Annotated in this window: 19 protein-coding genes and 1 riboswitch; all 19 genes read left to right on the forward strand. The window is 32.9% G+C overall.

All coding sequences use genetic code 11. From position 1 onward, the window contains the following. Window positions 1–10: 10 nt before the first annotated feature. The 19 genes from gcvPB to rpoN all read left to right on the forward strand — a co-directional run bounded on the left by gcvPB (window position 11) and on the right by rpoN (window position 20,589). Window positions 11–1,579, forward strand: a complete 1,569-nt coding sequence (gene gcvPB, locus FQB35_RS05350; RefSeq protein ID WP_148808993.1) for an aminomethyl-transferring glycine dehydrogenase subunit GcvPB — start codon at window positions 11–13, stop codon at window positions 1,577–1,579. Window positions 1,580–1,597: 18 nt separating this feature from the next. Beyond that, entirely contained in the window at window positions 1,598–2,707 is a 1,110-nt protein-coding gene (locus FQB35_RS05355; RefSeq protein ID WP_148808994.1) for an ATP-NAD kinase family protein, read from the forward strand. A gap of 111 nt (window positions 2,708–2,818) precedes the next feature. Next, the gene (locus FQB35_RS05360; protein WP_148808995.1) at window positions 2,819–3,751 is read left to right on the forward strand and encodes a DUF362 domain-containing protein; all 933 of its coding nucleotides are present in this window, start codon (window positions 2,819–2,821) and stop codon (window positions 3,749–3,751) included. A 116-nt stretch (window positions 3,752–3,867) separates the two neighbouring features. Then, window positions 3,868–4,329 (forward strand): chemotaxis protein CheX, encoded by a 462-nt coding sequence (locus tag FQB35_RS05365; RefSeq protein WP_148808996.1) that lies wholly within the window; start codon window positions 3,868–3,870, stop codon window positions 4,327–4,329. Between the two features lie 12 nt (window positions 4,330–4,341). Further along, the gene (gene trmL, locus FQB35_RS05370; RefSeq protein ID WP_148808997.1) at window positions 4,342–4,812 is read left to right on the forward strand and encodes a tRNA (uridine(34)/cytosine(34)/5-carboxymethylaminomethyluridine(34)-2'-O)-methyltransferase TrmL; all 471 of its coding nucleotides are present in this window, start codon (window positions 4,342–4,344) and stop codon (window positions 4,810–4,812) included. Window positions 4,813–4,944: 132 nt separating this feature from the next. Then, on the forward strand, window positions 4,945–5,793 hold the full coding sequence (locus tag FQB35_RS05375; RefSeq protein ID WP_148808998.1) for a DegV family protein: 849 nt from the start codon (window positions 4,945–4,947) through the stop codon (window positions 5,791–5,793). A 130-nt stretch (window positions 5,794–5,923) separates the two neighbouring features. Further along, window positions 5,924–6,027, forward strand: a riboswitch (glycine riboswitch). Window positions 6,028–6,209: 182 nt separating this feature from the next. Continuing rightward, on the forward strand, window positions 6,210–6,590 hold the full coding sequence (locus tag FQB35_RS05380; protein ID WP_148808999.1) for a GrdX family protein: 381 nt from the start codon (window positions 6,210–6,212) through the stop codon (window positions 6,588–6,590). 49 nt (window positions 6,591–6,639) lie between these two features. Next, the gene (gene trxB / locus FQB35_RS05385) at window positions 6,640–7,587 is read left to right on the forward strand and encodes a thioredoxin-disulfide reductase (RefSeq protein ID WP_148809000.1); all 948 of its coding nucleotides are present in this window, start codon (window positions 6,640–6,642) and stop codon (window positions 7,585–7,587) included. 21 nt (window positions 7,588–7,608) lie between these two features. Then, window positions 7,609–7,929, forward strand: a complete 321-nt coding sequence (gene trxA / locus FQB35_RS05390; RefSeq protein ID WP_148809001.1) for a thioredoxin TrxA — start codon at window positions 7,609–7,611, stop codon at window positions 7,927–7,929. 67 nt (window positions 7,930–7,996) lie between these two features. Further along, a complete protein-coding gene (locus FQB35_RS05395; protein WP_148809002.1) occupies window positions 7,997–9,283 on the forward strand; it encodes a glycine/sarcosine/betaine reductase component B subunit in 1,287 nt (428 codons plus the stop codon). Between the two features lie 47 nt (window positions 9,284–9,330). Then, a complete protein-coding gene (grdA, locus tag FQB35_RS05400) occupies window positions 9,331–9,801 on the forward strand; it encodes a glycine/sarcosine/betaine reductase complex selenoprotein A (protein WP_148809003.1) in 471 nt (156 codons plus the stop codon). A gap of 40 nt (window positions 9,802–9,841) precedes the next feature. Further along, window positions 9,842–11,152 (forward strand): glycine reductase complex selenoprotein B, encoded by a 1,311-nt coding sequence (gene grdB / locus FQB35_RS05405; RefSeq protein WP_148809004.1) that lies wholly within the window; start codon window positions 9,842–9,844, stop codon window positions 11,150–11,152. Window positions 11,153–11,377: 225 nt separating this feature from the next. Next, window positions 11,378–12,916: a glycine/sarcosine/betaine reductase complex component C subunit beta gene (gene grdC / locus FQB35_RS05410; RefSeq protein ID WP_148809005.1), complete on the forward strand. Its 1,539-nt coding sequence runs from the start codon at window positions 11,378–11,380 to the stop codon at window positions 12,914–12,916. An 11-nt stretch (window positions 12,917–12,927) separates the two neighbouring features. Further along, window positions 12,928–14,112 (forward strand): glycine/sarcosine/betaine reductase complex component C subunit alpha, encoded by a 1,185-nt coding sequence (gene grdD / locus FQB35_RS05415; RefSeq protein ID WP_148809006.1) that lies wholly within the window; start codon window positions 12,928–12,930, stop codon window positions 14,110–14,112. Between the two features lie 125 nt (window positions 14,113–14,237). After that, on the forward strand, window positions 14,238–15,275 hold the full coding sequence (locus tag FQB35_RS05420; protein ID WP_148809007.1) for a BMP family lipoprotein: 1,038 nt from the start codon (window positions 14,238–14,240) through the stop codon (window positions 15,273–15,275). Window positions 15,276–15,458: 183 nt separating this feature from the next. After that, entirely contained in the window at window positions 15,459–16,952 is a 1,494-nt protein-coding gene (locus FQB35_RS05425) for an ABC transporter ATP-binding protein (RefSeq protein WP_148810768.1), read from the forward strand. Further along, window positions 16,952–18,046, forward strand: coding sequence for an ABC transporter permease (locus FQB35_RS05430; protein WP_148809008.1), 1,095 nt, complete (start codon window positions 16,952–16,954; stop codon window positions 18,044–18,046). The genes FQB35_RS05425 and FQB35_RS05430 overlap by 1 nt, the downstream gene beginning before the upstream one ends. Window positions 18,047–18,050: 4 nt before the next feature. Then, window positions 18,051–19,013: an ABC transporter permease gene (locus tag FQB35_RS05435; protein WP_148809009.1), complete on the forward strand. Its 963-nt coding sequence runs from the start codon at window positions 18,051–18,053 to the stop codon at window positions 19,011–19,013. A 187-nt stretch (window positions 19,014–19,200) separates the two neighbouring features. Continuing rightward, window positions 19,201–20,589: an RNA polymerase factor sigma-54 gene (rpoN, locus tag FQB35_RS05440; protein WP_148809010.1), complete on the forward strand. Its 1,389-nt coding sequence runs from the start codon at window positions 19,201–19,203 to the stop codon at window positions 20,587–20,589. The last annotated feature ends 29 nt before the right edge of the window (window positions 20,590–20,618 follow it).

Genomic DNA, 20,618 nt, shown 5'->3' on the forward strand with positions numbered 1-20,618 from the left:
AATGATATGAATGAAACGAGTTAATAGAAATTACAAAGTAAGAAACTTTCATCAAGCAAAATGGGATGAGCCTATTATATTTGAATTGAGTAAAAGAGGAGAAAGAGGAGTTTTGGTTCCACAAGCAGAAGATGAAATCGTAGATTTAGTAGGAGACGGTGTATCAAAGATTCCGGCGAGTATGGTAAGAAAAGAAGCTCCCAAACTACCAGAAATTTCACAACCAAGAGTATTAAGACACTATATGCGCCTATCTCAAATGACTTTAGGGGCAGATGTAAATATTGAAATTGGTCAGGGAACTTGTACAGTAAAATATAGTCCAAAGGTAAATGAACAACTAGCAAGAATGCCTGAAATGACAGAGTTACATCCCCTTCAACATGAAAGTACTGTTCAAGGGATTTTAGAAATTATGTATAAAACAGATCTTTATATGAGAGAGATTTCTGGTATGGATCGTTTTACATTTCAGCCAAGTGGAGGAAGTCAAGCCATTATGACTATGGCATCTGTGGTGAGAGCGTATCATAAAGCTAATAGAGAAGCAGATAAGAGAGATGAAATCATTACAACTATATATTCACATCCATCTGATGCAGCGGCTCCTGCTCTTATGGGATATAAAATTATATATATTCATCCAGATAAGGATGGTTATCCAGATTTTGAAGCATTTAAAGCAGCAGTTTCTGAAAAAACAGCAGCATTTATTGTAGCAAATCCAGAGGATACAGGTGTATATAATAAGCGAATAAAAGAGTTTACTGACCTTGTACATGAAAAAGGTGGTCTTTGCTGTTATGATCAAGCAAATGCAAATGGTTTATTAGGGGTTACAAGGGCAAAAGAAGCTGGTTTTGATATGTGTTTTTTCAATTTACATAAAACTTTTTCAACGCCTCATGGATGTGGTGGACCTGCAACTGGAGCAATGGGTGTAATAAAAGAACTAGAGAAATTTTTACCAGCTCCACTTATTGATTTTGATGGAGAAAATTATTTCTTAAATTATGAAATTGCAAATAGTCCATATGCTGTTGGAAAAGTTAGGTTATTTAACGGGGTTGCGCCAGTTGTCCTTAAGGCATATGCATGGATAATGAGTTTAGGTGCACAAGGGCTTTATGAAGTTGCAAAAGTAGCTGTGCTTAATAATAATTATTTATTCAAAAAACTTATGGCAATAGATTGTGTAGATGCACCATATACTAGAGGAAAACAACGTGTAGAGCAAGTTAGATATACACTAGAAAAATTGACTAAGGATACGGGTATTAAAACTGAAGATATACAAAGAAGGATGATGGATTTTGGTATGCATTACTGGACGAGTCACCATCCATACTATGTTCCAGAGCCAGCGACACTTGAACCTACAGAAACACCATCAAAAGAGGATATTGACGAGTATATTGCAACTCTTGAGCATATTTTTAAAGAAGCGTATGAAAATCCAGAAATCATTAAGACTGCACCACATAATAGTGTGTGTCATAGAGTGGATGAATCAGGTATGGATGATCCGAAACAATGGGCAATTACTTGGAGAAGCTATTTGAAAAAATCTACTACTTAATAAAAAGGATGGGATAAATTGAAGAAGCTAGGACTCATTGTAAATCCTATTGCTGGAATGGGAGGGAGAGTTGGGCTAAAGGGTACTGATTATGTTTTAGAAAAAGCAAGAGCATTAGGAGCTCTTCCCCAAGCTCCTAATCGTACGGTTATGACACTAAAAGAATTAAATAAAATAAAAGATCAAATAGAAATTGTCACTTGTTCTGGTGATATGGGAGAAAATGAAGCAAAAAAATGTGGATTTAAAACGAGAGTAGTTTTTGCTAGCCCAAATAGAGATACAACAAAACAAGATACATTTGATGCAGCGAAAAAAATGTTAGAAGAAAATGTGGAGTTACTTTTGTTTGCTGGTGGAGACGGTACGGCTATAGATATCTATAATGCTATCGGAGAGCATTTGACTGTAGTTGGTATTCCTGCAGGGGTGAAAATTCATTCAGCTGTTTATGCAAGTAGTCCTAAAAAAGCAGGAGAGTTGACACTTTTATATCTTCAAGATAGTGTTCCTAAGATTAAAGAAGTAGAAGTGATGGATATAGATGAAGAAGCTTTTAGAAGAGGCAGTGTCAAAACAAGATTGTATGGATATTTAAAGATACCTTACGAAAAAAGATTTCTTCAAGGAAAAAAATCAGGAAGTGTTATGAGTGATCAAGCTTCACAGGAATTAATTGCTTTTGACATAGTTGATAATATGAAAGAAGATATATATTATATAATCGGGCCAGGCTCTACAACAAGGCCTATTATGAAATTGTTAGATCTTCCATATACTCTTTTGGGAGTAGATTTAATACACAATAAAAAATTGATAAAAAATGATCTTTCTGAAAAAGAATTATTGGAAGAAATAGGAAGAAAAAGCTGTAAAATGATTATAACACCGATTGGTGGTCAGGGGTATTTGTTTGGAAGAGGTAATCAACAAATTAGTCCAGATGTTATAAGAAAGGTAGGAAAAGAAAATATTATTGTTGTGGCTACCAAACAAAAAATTCAATCTCTATATGGTAGACCATTCCTTGTAGATACAGGAGATGTTGAATTAGATAAACAATTAAATGGGTATATTAGGGTAACTATAGGGTATAAAGAGCAAATGATGTATAAAATTGAATCATAATCTTAAAGAAGCTGAGGGAGTACACCTCGGCTTTGATTTTTTTCACGAATTGTATAAAGCATTGATCTTTTCATCATACTATCTATGATTAATGAAATACGGGGTGATGGTATGAGAGAAAATAGGAGAGTAAAAGAAGCTATTGTTGCAATTATGAAAGATAACAAAGAAGAAGTATCTATAATAAAAGCATTAGACTTATTGCCTGTTAATGAAATTATAAAAGAAGGAGATGTTGTTGCAATAACTCCAAACTGGGTAAAAGCGAAACCTCCTTATACAGGGACTGTTGTAGGACCAGACACTTTACAGTATTTGATTCAATATGTAAAGAAAAGAAAACCTAAAAAAATATATATAGCTACAGGATCAGGCGGAGATCCTACTCCAAAAGTTTTATCAAACATAGGATATGATAAAGTAATTCAGAAAGAAAATATTGAATTTGTAGATTTAAATTACGGTCCATATATAGAGATTGAGTTAGATCATGAAATAGTTGGTACTACTAAAATAAATAAATTATTCAATGAAATAGATGTACTAATTTCATTTACTCAGTTGAAGCATCATGAGGAAGCAACAATGAGTGCTGGGATTAAAAATATTGCTCTTAGTTGGCCACCAGCAGAGATTCATGGCTTTCCAAAGAAAAAATTAGGAATACATGATGATTTACATGGATTTATTGTAGCTATGATGAAAAAAATGCCAATAGATATTACAATTATTAGTGCTGATAAAACAATGATAGGAACAGGTCCATCTGATGGAAAAGCAATAGATACCCCTGGACTAATAATAGCAGGAACTGATCCTGTTGCAACAGATACAATAGGAGCTAGACTACTAGGATTTTTACCTCAGGGAGTTCATTATCTTTATGCATTATACAAGAAAGGAATAGGGATAGCAGAACCAGAGAAAATGACTCTTAAAGGTATAAGCCTAGAGGAAGCTGAGAAAATCTTTAGTAATGCAGCTTATAATCAAGAAATTGTACTAGATAAGAACAAAATAAAAAATATACATGGCAATCAATAGATAAAAAATAGAGAAAAATTCCTAAATAATACGAAAATTGTAGAGAAAAAGAAGATATATATGGTATAATGGCAACAATGAATTTGTATAATATCGGCAGAAAGGGGGCTCACTTTATGAATGCAGATTTTATAAATCCTTTTATAAAAGCAAGCAGAGATATTTTGCAGCAAATGGCTAATATACCTAGTAAAATAGAAAAAATTTATGTGAAAGATGCATCATTTGATGCTCCAAATGTTACAATTCTTATTGGATTAACGGGCGATATAAAAGGACAAGTTGTCGTAGGAATGAATGTAGATATGGCAAAAAAAATTGTTTCTAATATGATGGGTGGAATGCCTGTAGATGCATTAGATGATATTGCAAAAAGTGCAATTTCTGAATTAGGAAATATGATCTTAGGTAATACAGCTACACTCCTTTATAACATAGGGATTAAAATAGACATTACTCCACCGACCCTTCTGATTGGAGAAAAATTGTCTATATCTACTATTTCAACAAAAACAATAACTATACCATTAAATACAGATTATGGTATAATTGAATTGGATATTGCAATAAAAGAGTAAGGAGTAAGGAGTATGGCGATTAATATAGTTTTATTTGAACCTGAAATACCACCAAACACAGGAAATATTGCGAGGACTTGTGCAGCTACAGGAAGTAGATTGCATTTAATAAAACCTTTAGGATTTTCAATTGATGATAAACACCTAAAGAGAGCGGGATTAGATTATTGGGATTTACTAGATTTACATGTATATGAAAACATATATGAATTGTTTAATATTTATAAAGATGCTAAATTTTTCTTTGCTACAACAAAGGCAAAAAAATTTTATACAGACATGAAATATGAGGATGAATGCTTTATTGTATTTGGAAAAGAAACGGCTGGTTTACCAAAAGAAATACTTATGAATAATATGGATACTTCTATAAAAATACCTATGGTCGAAAATGAGAGAGCAAGATCTTTAAATTTAGCAAATTCAGTTAATATTATATTATATGAAGCTTTAAGACAAACAGGTTTTGTAAATTTAGTATAAAATTTTAAACCAAAATAGATTTCTTTGTTTTAAAGAAGTCTATTTTTTATTTTTTGAAATTTAATATGGTTGTAGAATGTTTATAAAAATAATACAATAAATATAATAAATTTATTTTTGGAGGAGATAAAAGTGAAGCCAATAAAAATCATGACAACAAGTCTAGCAGATATTCCTAAAGAATTAGTAGAAGCATATGATATTACTGTTTTTCCGTTGACAATAAGATTTGGTGATGAAGAATTTCATGATCAAGTCGATTTGAGTACAGAAGAATTTTTTAGAAGGTTGCGAACATCAGAAACATTACCTACTACATCTCAAGTTCCTCCGAATGTTTTTTTAGAAGAATTTAAAAATACTTTAGAAAATGGATATGAAATAATTCTTATAAATGGGTCTTCAGAAATTAGCGGTACGCATAGGTCATCATTGATGGCAAAGAATGAATTAGGGAGTGAGGATATTACAATTATTGATACTTTAGCATTATCTTATTCATGTGGTATGATTGTAGTAGAAGCAGCTAAGATGGCAAAAGAAGGAAAGAACAAACAAGAAATATTAGATAGAATTGAAGATATGAAAAATAAAGTAGACCATATATTTTCTGTAGAAACTCTTGAATATTTAAAAAAAGGAGGAAGGTTGAGCGCTACTAAAGCAACAATTGGAAAAATTTTAAATATAAAACCTATTTTGATCATAAAAGATGGAAAAATTGAGCTTTTTGATAAAGTAAGAGGTAGTAAAAAGGTTATACCTAAAATGATAGAAATAGCAGAGCAAAGAGGAATAAAACGTCATTCTGAATACATTTGTATAGCTCATGGAGGAAATGTTGAGGGGTTAGAAAAACTAAAGAAAGAAGTTATGAATGCTTTTCAACCTAAAAAAATAATTACTACTGAAATAGGATGTACCATAGGAACCCATACTGGACCAGGGTTACTAGGAATTCTTTATATGAGAGATGAATAAAAGTGTGAAAAATATAACAAAAGCGGAAAAAAGATATTGCTAGAAGTGATTGTTTGTATTATAATAATTATGAGAAAAGTTATTAAATACAGAAAATTTACTCTTACAATTAAATTATGAATTACTCTGGATGATAAATGCGGGAGAGAATCTTATAGATCGCCGAAGGGACAAGCGATAAGATATAGCCTATCTTTTCGTGAAATTTTCAGGCAAAAGGACCGTGTTTTGACAGAACTCTGGAAAGCTTTTTGAAGCACCGAAGGGGCAATTCTACTACAGAAGAAACTCTCAGGTTATAGACAGAGACATATGGCAAGCTTTAGTTTGTCGTATGTCTCTGTTTAATTTATAAAAAAAGTGGCATGCTATAAAAAGAATATTTCAATATAAATGTAAAACTTGGGGTGAAAAAAGTGAAAAAAATTTTAATTACAAATAATCCTAAAGTTTATGAAGAAAATCAAGAAAAAATGGATATAATTTATTCGAAAAATTTTACATACCTTGATGTTCTTTTCATGACTAGGGATAAAATCCATGAAGGATATAAGCTTTTGACACATCCACTATCAGGAAGTGTTAAACCAAACGAAACACCCTATAAATCAATTGTTATAACAAATAATAATGGTAAGCTTGATATAAATTCTTTAAAGATTATTGAGGATAGTATTGAAACAGCAAAAAAATTTATTCAAGGAAAAAAAACTCCTCTTTGGACGGAAAAAATATTAGAAGATTTTCAACTTGTTGATTTTTTCCTTATTAGGAGTGCAATTGAGAGTATGCTTTAGTTTTAAATATTATATATAGTAATGATGAATAATAAAAGGAGGTACAAAAATGGAAAAAATATATGATGTTGTAATTATAGGATCAGGCCCTGCAGGATTAGCAGCAGGCTTGTATGCTGCAAGAGCGAAAATGAAAACGTTAATTTTAGAAAAGAATAAAGCAGGTGGACAGATTGTTACAACAAACGAAGTAGCAAATTATCCTGGATCTATACAAAATGCCACAGGACCTAGTTTGATAGCGAGAATGGTAGAACAAACTGAAGAATTTGGTGCAGAAAGAAAAAAAGACAATGTGATTGATGTTGACTTTACAGGAAAAATTAAGGTAGTAAAAGGAGAAGAAGGAGAATATAAAGCAAAATCAGTAATTATTGCTGGTGGTGCTATACCAAGATTAATTGGATGTCCAGGAGAAAAAGAATTAACAGGAAAAGGGGTATCCTACTGTGCAACTTGTGATGCAGACTTTTTTACAGATTTAGAAGTATTTGTTGTTGGTGGAGGCGATTCTGCTGTTGAAGAAGCTATATATCTTACAAAGTTTGCAAGAAAAGTTACAATTGTACATAGAAGAGATCAGTTAAGAGCTGCAAAATCTATTCAAGAAAAAGCGTTCAAAAATGAAAAAATTGATTTTATGTGGGATACGGTAATTGAAGAAATAAAGGGAGACGGCATAGTAGAATCTGTTGTGTTTAAAAATGTAAAAACTGGAGAAATTACTGAATACCATGCAAATGAAGAAGATGGTACATTTGGTATATTCCCATTTGTTGGATATCAGCCATTAAGTGATATTTATAAAGAAAAAATTAAGTTGAATAAGGCTGGTTATATCATAACAGATGCTGATATGAGAACAAGTGTGGAAGGTGTTTTTGCAGCTGGAGATATAAGAGAAAAATCTTTAAGACAGGTAGTTACTGCAACAGCTGATGGTGCGATTGCAGCTGTATCTGCAGAAAAATATATTGAAAATAATTTTGAAGAATAAAAAATTTAAGGAGGTTAAATTATGTTAGCGGTGGATAAAGATACTTTTCAAGCTGAAGTTTTAGAGGCACAAGGATATGTTCTTGTTGATTATTGGAGTGATGGATGTGAACCATGTAAGGCATTAATGCCTGATGTTGAGGAATTGGCAAAGGAATATGGAGAAAAGGTAAAATTTACAAAACTTAATACAACAAAAGCAAGAAGATTAGCAATATCACAAAGAGTTTTAGGGCTTCCAACTATTGCGTTATATAAAGACGGTGAAAAAATTGATGAAGTAACAAAAGAAAATGCTACAAAAGCAAATATTCTTGCTATGCTTCAAAAACATGTAGGGTAGTTTATAATCTGCATTGGTTGGAATATCTAGCTAGATGCAGGTTACAATATAAAGGGAGGTGAATTTTGTGCGCCTAGAATTAGGGAAAATAAATATTACAGATGTTCAATTTGGTGATACTACGAAAGTAGAAAATGGAACATTGTATGTTAGCAAAGAAGAGATCATCAACCTTGTTATGGAAGATGATCATATTAAAAGCGTACAGGTAGAAATAGCTAAACCTGGGGAAGAAACTAGAATAACACCTGTTAAAGATGTTATTGAACCTAGGGTAAAAGTTGAAGGTTCAGGGGGGATATTTCCTGGAGTAATCAACAAAGTTACAACAGTAGGCTCAGGTCGCACACATGTATTAAAGGGAGCTGCAGTAGTTACTTGCGGCAAAATTGTAGGTTTCCAAGAAGGTATTATTGACATGAGTGGCCCTGGAGCTGAATACACACCATTTTCAAAACTAAATAATATTTGCTTAGTTATTGAACCAGTAGAAGGATTAAAGCAACACGAGTATGAAGCTGCTGTAAGAATGGCAGGATTAAAGGCAGCTGCTTTTATAGGAAAAGCTGGTAAAGATGTAACTCCTGATGAAGTAGAAGTTTATGAAACAAAGCCATTGTTTGAGAGTATAGCTGAATATCCAGAATTGCCAAAAGTTGGTTATGTTTATATGCTTCAAACACAAGGATTACTTCATGATACTTATGTATATGGAGTAGATGCAAAAAAAATTGTTCCTACAATTCTTTATCCAACAGAAGTAATGGATGGGGCAATTTTAAGCGGTAATTGTGTTTCAGCATGTGACAAAAATACAACTTACCATCATCAAAACAATCCAATTATCCATGATTTATATGAAAGACATGGGAAAGACTTCAACTTTGTAGGTGTAATTATTACAAATGAAAATGTATATCTTGCAGATAAAGAAAGATCATCGAATTGGACAGCAAAACTTTGTAAATATTTAGGACTTGATGGAGTAATTGTATCACAAGAAGGTTTTGGTAATCCTGATACAGACCTTATTATGAACTGTAAAAAAATTGAAGCTGAAGGCGTGAAGACAGTAATCGTTACAGATGAATATGCAGGGCGTGATGGAGCATCTCAATCTCTTGCAGATGCAGACGCATCCGCAGATGCAGTTGTAACGGGAGGAAATGCAAATGAAGTAATAGTTCTTCCACCAATGAAGAAAGTAATTGGTATGTTAGATTATGTTGATAAAATTGCTGGAGGCTTTGATGGAAGTTTAAGACCAGATGGAAGTATTGAAGCTGAAATTCAAGTAATTACTGGGGCAACAAATGAGTTAGGCTTTAATAAGATGTCTGCTACAGGTTTTTAATATGTAGAGATGTTTAAAAATTTTAAAATATAGAAAGGGTGGTAACCATGAGTTTATTTGATGGTAAAAAAGTCATCATCATTGGTGACAGAGATGGTATACCAGGTCCTGCTATAGAAGAATGCCTAAAGACTACAAATGCTGAAGTAGTATTTTCTTCAACAGAGTGTTTTGTCTGAACGGCTGCAGGAGCAATGGACCTAGAAAATCAAAATAGGGTAAAAAGCATGACAGAAAAGTATGGCGCTGAAAATATGGTTGTACTTTTAGGAGCAGCTGAAGCAGAAGCTGCAGGTTTAGCTGCTGAAACAGTTACAAATGGAGACCCTACTTTTGCAGGTTCATTGGCAGGAGTCCAGTTAGGACTTAGAGTATATCATGTAGTAGAACCAGAATTTAAAGAGGCTGTAGATTCAGAAGTTTATGAAGAACAAATTGGTATGATGGAAATGGTTCTAGATGTAGATGAAATCATTTCTGAAATGACATCTATAAGAGAACAATTCTGTAAATATTAAATAAAAGTTTCCCGTGTAATAATAAGAGAGGGGGGAAAGTATGAGCAAAATTAGAGTTGTTCATTATATAAATCAATTCTTTGCAGGAATTGGTGGAGAAGAAAAAGCAGATATAAAACCAGAAATAAGAGAAGGCGTAGTTGGTCCAGGGATGGCTTTAAATGCTGCATTTAAGGATGAAGCTGAAATTATTGCTACAGTAATTTGTGGAGATTCCTATTTTAATGAAAATATGGAAGAAGCCAAAGCACAAATTATTGAAATGATTAAAGAACATAATCCTGATTTGTTTATAGCAGGACCAGCTTTTAATGCAGGAAGATATGGTGTAGCCTGTGGAACAATTAGTAAAGCTGTAAAAGATGAATTAAATATTCCTGTTGTAACAGCAATGTATCCAGAAAATCCTGGTGCAGATATGTTCAAAAAAGATATTTATATTATTGAAACAGGAAATTCAGCTGCAGCGATGAGAAAAGCTGTACCAGTATTAGCTAAATTTGCTCTTAAACTAGGGAGAAATGAAGAAATTCAAGATCCTAGTGAAGAAGGTTATATTCCAAGAGGAATAAGAAAGAATATTTTTAGAGAAGAAAGAGGTTCAAAAAGAGCTGTTGATATGTTAATTAATAAGTTAAAAGGCGAAGAATATATCACAGAATACCCAATGCCAGATTTTGATAATGTAGCACCGGGTAAAGCAATCAAAGACATATCAAAAGCAAAAGTAGCAATTGTTACTTCCGGCGGTATTGTACCAAAGGGAAATCCAGATCATATTGAGTCATCAAGTGCATCAAAATACGGAAAATATGATATAAGTGATTTTGCAGATCTAACATCGGAAACCCATGAAACAGCTCATGGTGGGTATGATCCTGTTTATGCAAATGAAGATGCAGACAGAGTTTTGCCAGTTGATGTATTAAGGGATTTGGAAAAAGAAGGTAAAATAGGAGAACTTCACAGATATTTCTATACAACAGTAGGGAATGGTACTTCTGTTGCAAATGCTAAGAAGTTTGCTGCTGAATATGCAAAAGAACTTGTAGCAGATGGAGTTCAAGCAGTTATTCTAACTTCTACCTGAGGTACTTGTACACGTTGCGGTGCAACAATGGTAAAAGAAATAGAAAGAACTGGAATTCCTGTTGTTCATATGTGTACAGTTGTTCCAATATCATTAACAGTTGGGGCAAACAGAATTGTACCTACTATTGCAATTCCTCATCCACTTGGAAATCCAGCGTTGGATCCAGCAGAGGAGAAAAAATTAAGAAGAAAATTAGTTGAAAAAGCTTTAAAAGCATTAGAAACTGAAGTTGAAGAGCAAACTGTATTTGAAGATTAATTATATAGCCAGCTGTTTTCGCAGCTGGCAGCTGCTTGACTAATTAGATAAGCTTTGAAATTATGAGTATATGTGATAGCATAATGTAATTTTTCAATGATACGTGTCTTTAAAAAGTTTTTTATTGTATATATGGTATATTATATATAAATAATAGTCTGTAGCTGCGAGCTGCGAGAGACTTGCGGCATGTGAAACCATTAAATTTTCACGGAGGTGGATCAAATGAATTATCCTGTAATAAAGGGTGCTGGTTATGCTCTCATACACACGCCTGATATGATTATACATAATGGAACGACCCAGACGATTGAAAAGATTACAAATCCTGATTCAGAATACTTAAAGAAGCTTCCAGAACATATAAGGAGTTATGATCAAGTTTTAAATTATGTTCCAAATCAAGTTTACATAGGGAACATGACTCCAAGTGAACTAAGCACATATGAAATGCCTTGGTATGATAAAAATGCGAAAATTTCAGAGCGTTTTGGGAAATTTGGAGAAATCATGCCGCAAGATGAGTTTATTGCATTAATGAAAATTGTAGATGCTTTTGACCTAGTAAAGATAGAAAAAGGATTTACAGAAATTCTTAAGAAAAAGATTATAAATCATCCATTATTGAAAGAAGATGTAGCAAAGCTAAAAGAAGGAGAATCATTAGAAGATATTGAAAAACTTGTGAATGAACAACATGCTGAAGCAATTTATTATGAGGGGAATTTAGTAGGGTGTGTAAAAAGAGCACATGATGTAGATGCAAACCTAACTTCCCATGTACTTTTTGAAAACTTAGTAGTAAAAGCTTCAGGCGTATTAGCATTCAAACACCTTGTTGATAAAAATAATATTAAAATAGAAGAAATTGAATATGTTATTGAGTGTTCAGAAGAAGCTTGTGGAGATATGAACCAAAGGGGCGGAGGTAACTTTGCAAAGGCAATAGCTGAGTGTGCAGGAGCAGTAAATGCCACAGGTTCAGATACAAGGGGTTTTTGTGCGGCACCAACTCATGCACTTATACAAGCTGCTTCATTAGTGAAAGCTGGAACATATGAAAATGTAGTAATTGTAGCAGGAGGAGCTACTGCAAAACTTGGTATGAATGGAAAAGACCATGTAAAAAAAGATATGCCAATATTAGAAGATGTAATAGGTGCGTTTGCTATTCTAATTAGTAAAAATGATGGCATCAATCCAATTATTAGAACGGATTTAGTAGGAAGACATACTGTAGGAACAGGCTCTTCTCCACAAGCAGTAATTACTTCTTTAATTACTTCTCCATTAGATAGAGGAGGATTGAAAATTACAGATATTGACAAATATTCTGTAGAAATGCAAAATCCAGACATTACAAAACCAGCAGGAGCAGGAGATGTACCAGAAGCAAATTACAAAATGATAGCAGCTTTAGGTGTTAAGAGAAAAGAACTAGAAAGAAAAGAACTACCAAACTTTGTTAAAAAACATGGAATGCCTGGTTGGGCTCCGACACAAGGACATATTCCTTCAGGAGTTCCATATATAGGATTTGCTAAAGAGGATTTAACAACAGGAGAGTTAAATAGGGTAATGATTGTAGGAAAAGGAAGTTTATTCCTAGGTCGTATGACAAACCTATTTGATGGGGTATCAGTTGTATTAGAAAGAAATCCGGGAGTAGTTGAAGAAGCTGGAGTAGGAGTATCTAAAGATGAAATTAAAAACATGATAGCGGAGGCTATGAAAGATTTCGCATCCCATATATTAAATGAATAGGGGTGATGATAATGAGTGAAAATAAAGCAGTAAAACAAATAATTGGGAAAACTTTTATGGAAATAGCAGAAGCTATTAAAACAGGACAATTCGGAAACAAAGTGAAAGTTGGGCTTACTATTCTTGGTAGTGAGCATGGAATAGAAAATCTTGTAAAAGGAGCCGAATTAGCTGCAAAACAAGATAGCAACTTTGATATTGTACTTATTGGACCAAAAGTTGATACTGATTTAGAGATAGTGGAAGTACAGACAGAAGAAGAAATGCACAAAAAGATGGAAGAACTTTTAGATAATGGATATATTCATAGTTGCGTAACCATGCACTATAACTTTCCAATAGGAGTTTCAACAGTGGGAAGAGTGATAACACCAGGATTTGGAAAGGAAATGTATATTGCAACTACAACAGGAACATCGTCAGCCCATAGAACAGAAGCAATGGTAAAAAATGCATTATATGGAATTATTACAGCAAAAGCGATGGGGATTAATGAGCCTACAGTTGGAATATTAAATTTAGACGGTGCAAGACAAGTAGAAAGAGCATTAAAAGAGTTAGATGCAAATGGATATAAGATAAACTTTGCAGAATCAATGCGTTCTGATGGTGGAGCTGTAATGAGAGGAAATGACTTACTAGGTGGAACAGCTGATGTAATGGTAACAGATACATTAACAGGAAATATTATGATGAAAGTATTTTCTTCTTATACTACAGGAGGAAGTTATGAAGCACTTGGATATGGATATGGACCAGGAATAGGAGATGGATATGAAAGGATTATTTTAATTTTATCAAGAGCATCGGGGGTACCAGTTGTAGCAAATGCACTAAAATATGCGGCAAAACTTTCTCAAGGAAAACTTATAGAGGTTGCAAGAGAAGAATTTGAAAAAGCAAAAAATGCAAATTTTGAAGAAATATTAAGATCTATTACAAAGGACAATAAGAAAGTGAAAGAAGATGAGGAAGTTTCAGTACCACCAAAGGAGATTGTTACAGGATCTATATCAGGAATTGATATTATGGATTTAGAAGATGCAGTAAAAGTACTTTGGAAGGCTGGAATTTATGCTGAAAGTGGGATGGGATGTACAGGTCCAATTGTATTAGTAAATGAAGAAAAATTAAATGAAGCAACAGATGTTTTATCTAAAGCAGGTTTTGTTGCAAAAGAAGGAGACATTTGTTAAAACTCCGGTTATTCCGGAGTTTTTTTGTATATAATAAAAAAGAGATAAATTTTTAGGGAGGATTTTTAAAATAAACGTAGAATGTTTAAAAGGAATGCTTAAGAAAAATATAGGGAGGAATTTTCATGTTTAAAAAAGGTATTTCATTACTATTAGCACTCCTATTAGTTGTAGGGATGCTAGCAGGTTGTGCACAAAAGGCACCTGAACAAGCAGAAAAACAAGAACCAACGGAAAAGCCATTAAAAATTGCGATGGTTACAGATGTTGGAGGCGTTCATGACAAATCTTTTAATGAATCTGCATGGGAGGGGTTACAGAGAGCAGAAAAAGAACTAGGAATTAAAGCAGGATATCAAGAATCAAAACAAGAAGCAGATTATGCTGATAACCTTGAATTACTTGTAGACCAAGGAAATGATCTTGTATGGGGAATCGGTTTCCTGATGGGAAAACAAGTGAAAGAAGCTGCAGAAAATTACCCAGACCAAAAATTTGCGATTATTGACAATGCTTATAAAGAAACACCAAAAAATTTAATGGGAGTACTATTTAAAGAGCAAGAAGCGGCTTTTCTAGTAGGGTATATAGCTGGAAAAATGACTAAAACAAATAAAGTTGGTTTTATAGGTGGTATGGATTTTGATGTAATTCATCGTTTTCACTATGGATATAAAGCAGGAGTAAAATATGCAAACCCAGATTGTGAAGTATTTGAACAATATGCAGGTGCTTTTGATAAACCAGCAATAGGTAGAAGTATTGCAGAATCAATGTATGGAAATGGTGCAGATATTATTTTCCATGCAGCTGGAGATACTGGCAATGGTATGATTGAAGTAGCAAAAGAAAAAAATAAATATGCAATTGGTGTAGATAAAGACCAAAATAAAGATGCTCCAGAAAATGTAATTACTTCAGCTGTGAAACGTGTTGATAATGCAATTTTTAACGTAGCAAAAGATTTAAAGGAAGGTAAATGGCAAGGTGGATCAACAGTTGTATATGGTTTAGCTGAAGGAGGAGTAGATATTGCTCCATCATCTAATAAGCTTGTACCAAAAGAAATTTTAGATGAGGTTGAACAATTAAAAAAGAAAATTGTTAGTGGAGAAATAAAAATACCTCAAAGTAAAGAAGAGTATGAATCTATGATGAAATAATATTTTATAGTGAGCCCAGGACTATAGTTCTGGGCTCGTAAATTAAATAGAAAAAACAGAAATATTTTGTAATAGTTATAAAGATATAGTATAATAATAAGACTAGTATTTAACCTAATTAAAGGAGGTATCAATTTGGCTAGAGAAAAAAATAATATTGCCTTTAATGAAGTAGTTGTAGAAATGAAGCAAATTGTAAAAAAATTTGGTGACTTTGTGGCAAACGATTCCATAGATTTAAAAGTCCATAAAGGGGAGGTACACGCTTTATTAGGAGAAAATGGAGCGGGTAAATCTACTTTAATGAATATTTTATATGGGTTATATACACCTACTAGTGGAGAAATATATATAAATGGAAAGAAAATCGATATAAAAAACCCTAATGTTGCGATTGCTAATGGAATAGGAATGGTACACCAACATTTTATGCTAGTGAAGCCTTTTACTGTAGCAGAAAATATTGTGCTAGGAATGGAACCGATCACATTTGGAAACAAGTTAAACATGAAAAAGGCAATAGAAGATGTAAAAGCTATATCAGAAAAATATGGTCTACATGTAGATCCAGAAGCAAAGATAGAAGATATTTCTGTAGGGATGCAGCAACGTGTTGAAATTTTAAAAGCATTGTATAGAGGAGCTGAAATTCTAATATTAGATGAACCAACGGCAGTACTAACCCCTCAAGAGATAAAGGAATTAATTCAAATCATGAAAAATCTTACAAGTCAAGGGAAATCTATTATTTTGATTACCCACAAACTTAAAGAAATTAAAGAATCAGCAGATTTTTGCACTATTATTCGAAGAGGAAAAAAAATTGATACTGTTGATGTTTCAATAACCGACGAAAATCAATTAGCAGCAATGATGGTAGGAAGAGAAGTAAGCTTTGTTGTAGAAAAAAAAGAAAGAAAACCAGGAGAAGTTGTGTTTAAGATTGAAAATTTAGTTGTACAGGACAATCGAGGGATTGATGTGGTAAATCATTTAAATTTATCTGTAAGAGCAGGAGAAATTTTAGGAATTGCTGGAGTAGATGGAAACGGACAAAGCGAATTGATTGAAGCGATTACAGGGTTAAGAAAAGTAAAATCAGGCAAAATAAGTATTAACGGAAAAGATGTTACAAATAAAACTCCTAGAGAAATTTTTGAATCAGGGATTTGTAATATTCCAGAGGATAGACAAAAACATGGTTTGGTATTAGATTTTACAGTTGAAGAAAACATGGTTTTAGAAAACTACAGAAAAGAACCTTTTTCAAAAGGAATAAGGCTAAATGAAGAAAAAATAACAAGTTTTGCTAAAGAATTGATGGAAAAATTTGATGTTCGACCTAGAGATGAAAAAAACAAAGCAAGAGCTTTATCTGGAGGAAATCAACAAAAGGTAATTATTGCAAGAGAAGTTACAAATGATCCAGATCTTTTAATTGCTGCACAGCCAACCCGAGGCTTGGATGTTGGAGCAATTGAATTTGTACACAAATCCCTAGTAGAACAAAGGGATAAAAATAAAGCAGTTTTATTGATTTCTTTTGAATTAGACGAAGTTATGAGTGTATCAGATAGAATTGCAGTAATTTATGAGGGCAAAATTGTAGGAGTTGTTGATGCAAAAGGAACAAATGAAAATGAACTAGGATTGATGATGGCAGGAGGTGGCCATTAATGAAATTTAAAAATACAAAAGAAAGAATAATTGGCAAAATAGTAAACGAAACGTTTTTATTTACTATTTTAGCTATTGTTATGGGATTAATTGTGGGAGCTATTGTCATTAAAATATCAGGATTTAGTGTTTTTGAAGCATATGGAGCTATGATAAAAGGAGTTTTCTCAAAACCTAAATATATTGCAAGAACTATTATTCGATCTACTCCTTTAATTTTAACAGGGCTATCTGTAGCTTTTGCTTTTAGAACAGGTTTATTTAATATAGGTGCAGAAGGACAATTTATTATTGGTGCATTAGTTGCAGCAATGCTTGGGTACTTTCTACACCTGCCAGCAATTATTCACATTCCACTTGTATTTATTGTAGCTGTATTAGCAGCTGCGCTATGGGGTGGTATAGCAGGATATTTAAAAGCAAAGTTTGGAGTAAATGAAGTTATTTCTACTATCATGTTGAACTGGATTGCCTTATATACTTCTAATTATGTTATAACAAGGGAATCTGTAAAAATGCCTGGAACTGAATCGTCTTATGATATACATGAAACTGCACAAATTACAATTACATGGTTAAAAAGTATTGTAGGTCCGGCAAAAATAAACTGGGGAACACTCATTGCCATCATTATTGCCATTATTATATCCTATATTTTATTTAAAACTACATTAGGATATGAGTTAAGAGCAGTTGGGCATAATAAAGATGCAGCAGAATACGGTGGAATTAATGTCAAAAGAAGTATGATTCTATCAATGGCCATTGCAGGAGGTTTAGCTGGAGCTGCTGGAGCACTTCATGTAATGGGTGTTTCATATCATGTTTCTGTTTTGTCGGCTATGGAAGGATATGGATTTAACGGAATAGCTGTTTCACTAATTGGAAACAATTCACCACTTGGTGTTGTGTTATCAGCATTCTTGTTTGGAGGAATTACCTTTGGTGGTGCTAGAATGCAAGTTTTAGGGATACCGACAGAAGTAATCAATATTGTAATTGGTTCGATTGTATTTTTTATTGCGACTTATAGAATATTCCAATTCTTTACCAAATTCTTTACAAAGAAAAAACTCCAAAAGGAGGGAAAATAAAATAATGTGGAAAGATATTGCACTTATATTAGGAACAACACTTATGTATGCTACGCCATTAATTTATGGAGCTTTAGGAGCCGTATTTTCTGAAAATAGTGGGGTAGTAAACATAGGAATTGAAGGAATGATGACAATTGGTGCTTTTTCAGGTGCAGCAGCTACTTTTATTTTTGCAGATTTATATGGCCCTGCTTGGTGGGTTCCGTGGTTAGGTTTTTTAATTGCAGGACTTGCTGGTGGATTTTTTGGATTGCTTCATGCAATTGCTTCTGTAACCTTTAATGCAGACCAAGTAATATCTGGCATTGCGATTAACTTTTTAGGACCAGGACTTGCCATATATCTATCAGGAAGAATATTTGAAGGGTCAACAACAACACCTGCAATTCCTTTAGAGGCAAAATTGGTTAGACCTTTTCATGAAATGTTAAAAAATAAACCAATACTAGGAATGGTTTTTGATCAATATGTATCGGTATATATTGCATTTTTATTTGTATGTATAGCATGGTATATATTATATAAAACAAAGTTAGGATTACGTATTCGAGCAGTAGGAGAGCATCCTAAAGCGGCAGATACATTAGGAATTAATGTTTATAAAATTAGATATTTTTCAGTTATTTTATCAGGTATTTTATCTGGACTAGGTGGAGCTTCATTAAGTATGGCAATAATTGCAAACTTTAGACCCACTTTAATATCTGGACAAGGGTATATTGCACTGGCTGCTATGATATTTGGGAAATGGAAGCCACAAGGAGCTATGTGGGCTTGTTTGCTATTCGGCGCAACCACGGCATTACAGATTTATCTAGGAAGTCCACAGGTAGGATGGAAAATCTCAACCCATTTATTATCTATGATTCCATATGTCATTACCCTAATTGTATTGATGGGATTTGTAGGTAAAACACATGCACCAGCAGCAGATGGTATTCCATATGAAAAAGGAAAAAGATAGACAAGGAGTGTTCCTTGTCTTTTTTGTATAGCTTAATGATTTAAAATACAATTTTTAGAAACTTTATTTGCATGAAGTTTAATGATATAATTATAAATATATAAATATGAAGCGATTTGTTGTAAATTACAGAAAATGTTCTATATGCATAAATATTTAGTAAAGTGGGAGAAGGTGATGGTTTGAGATGAGGTTAGGGTTTAATTTGAATATTGAGCAAGTTCAGAAATTGGTAATGACTCCTGAGTTAAAGCAAGCCATTCAAATATTACAATTTAATTATCAAGAATTAAACCAGTTTATTGGCGAGCAAGTATTGACGAACCCTGTTCTTGAACTAGGTTCTTCTCAAGAGGATGAATTAAAGAAAAATCAAGAGGCTAAGGCAGATAAATATGAAGTAGACTGGAAAGAGTATTTTAAAGAATATGATGATATTAGCTATAAGCAACCTAATTATCAAAAAGATAAGGAAGAAGTATCTTTTGAACAGTTTGTATCTTCGGATATAACGTTGACAGAACATTTATTGTTTCAACTGCAATTTGCTATCTTAAAAGATAAATATAAAAAGATTGGGAAATATATTATTGAGAGTTTAGATGTGAATGGATATTTAATTGTAAGCATTTCTGAGATTGCAAATTATTTTAAGGTAAATGAAGAAACTATAGAGAATATTTTATCGGTTATTCAAACTTTTGATCCTCCTGGCATTGCTGCAAGAAATCTAAAAGAATGTTTGCTTATTCAAGTAAAGCAAAAAGGAGTAGATGATCCTCAAATAATAAAAGTTATTTCTGATTATTTGGATGATGTAGCAGAGAATAGACTTATAAACATTTCTAAAGCTTTAAATATATCTACAAAGAAAGTTCAAGAAATAACTGATTTTATCAAAAAGTTAGAGCCAAAGCCAGGCAGGGCTTTTAGCTCAGGTGAAGAAATAAAGTATATAACACCAGATGTAACAGTAGAAAAGATTGATGGTGAATATGTTATTTTGGTAAACGATACTACAGCACCAAGACTTTCTATTAGTCCTTATTATAGAAAAATGTTATTACATGAAAAAGATGATTCTAATACATCAAAATTTCTTACGGGAAAATTAAATTCGGCAATGTGGCTAATTAAAAGTATAGAGCAAAGAAGACAAACGATTTATAATGTTGTAAAAGCAATTATAGATTATCAGATAGAATTCTTTGAGCATGGAAGAAGACATCTAAAGCCTTTGACATTAAAGCAGATTGCGGATCAGATAGGAATACATGAATCTACAGTTAGCAGAGCAGTAAATGGTAAATATATGCAGACTCCAAGAGGTGTTTTTGAAATAAAATTTTTCTTCACCAGCGGTGTATCGAATCAAATGGGTGAGGGAATATCTGCAGAAAGCATTAAAAGCATGATTAAAGACATGATTGATGCTGAAGATAGCAAAAAGCCTCTTAGTGATCAAGCAATATCAAATAATTTGAAGGAAAAAGGGATAAATATTTCAAGAAGAACAGTTGCAAAATATAGAGATGAGATGAAGATTTTATCTTCTTCTAAAAGAAAAAGATTTTAAAAGACGTAAAATTTACGTCTTTTTTGTTG

This window comes from Crassaminicella thermophila, assembly GCF_008152325.1.
Lineage (GTDB): Bacteria > Bacillota > Clostridia > Peptostreptococcales > Thermotaleaceae > Crassaminicella_A > Crassaminicella_A thermophila.

What these genes read in the sequence shown, in the direction of transcription:
- gcvPB (WP_148808993.1), top strand. Translation starts at nt 11, where the DNA reads ATGAAACGAGTTAATAGAAATTACAAAGTAAGAAACTTTCATCAAGCA.
- FQB35_RS05360 (WP_148808995.1), top strand. Translation starts at nt 2,819, where the DNA reads ATGAGAGAAAATAGGAGAGTAAAAGAAGCTATTGTTGCAATTATGAAA.
- FQB35_RS05365 (WP_148808996.1), top strand. Translation starts at nt 3,868, where the DNA reads ATGAATGCAGATTTTATAAATCCTTTTATAAAAGCAAGCAGAGATATT.
- trmL (WP_148808997.1), top strand. Translation starts at nt 4,342, where the DNA reads ATGGCGATTAATATAGTTTTATTTGAACCTGAAATACCACCAAACACA.
- trxB (WP_148809000.1), top strand. Translation starts at nt 6,640, where the DNA reads ATGGAAAAAATATATGATGTTGTAATTATAGGATCAGGCCCTGCAGGA.
- trxA (WP_148809001.1), top strand. Translation starts at nt 7,609, where the DNA reads ATGTTAGCGGTGGATAAAGATACTTTTCAAGCTGAAGTTTTAGAGGCA.
- grdC (WP_148809005.1), top strand. Translation starts at nt 11,378, where the DNA reads ATGAATTATCCTGTAATAAAGGGTGCTGGTTATGCTCTCATACACACG.
- grdD (WP_148809006.1), top strand. Translation starts at nt 12,928, where the DNA reads ATGAGTGAAAATAAAGCAGTAAAACAAATAATTGGGAAAACTTTTATG.
- FQB35_RS05420 (WP_148809007.1), top strand. Translation starts at nt 14,238, where the DNA reads ATGTTTAAAAAAGGTATTTCATTACTATTAGCACTCCTATTAGTTGTA.
- FQB35_RS05425 (WP_148810768.1), top strand. Translation starts at nt 15,459, where the DNA reads ATGAAGCAAATTGTAAAAAAATTTGGTGACTTTGTGGCAAACGATTCC.
- FQB35_RS05430 (WP_148809008.1), top strand. Translation starts at nt 16,952, where the DNA reads ATGAAATTTAAAAATACAAAAGAAAGAATAATTGGCAAAATAGTAAAC.
- FQB35_RS05435 (WP_148809009.1), top strand. Translation starts at nt 18,051, where the DNA reads ATGTGGAAAGATATTGCACTTATATTAGGAACAACACTTATGTATGCT.
- rpoN (WP_148809010.1), top strand. Translation starts at nt 19,201, where the DNA reads ATGAGGTTAGGGTTTAATTTGAATATTGAGCAAGTTCAGAAATTGGTA.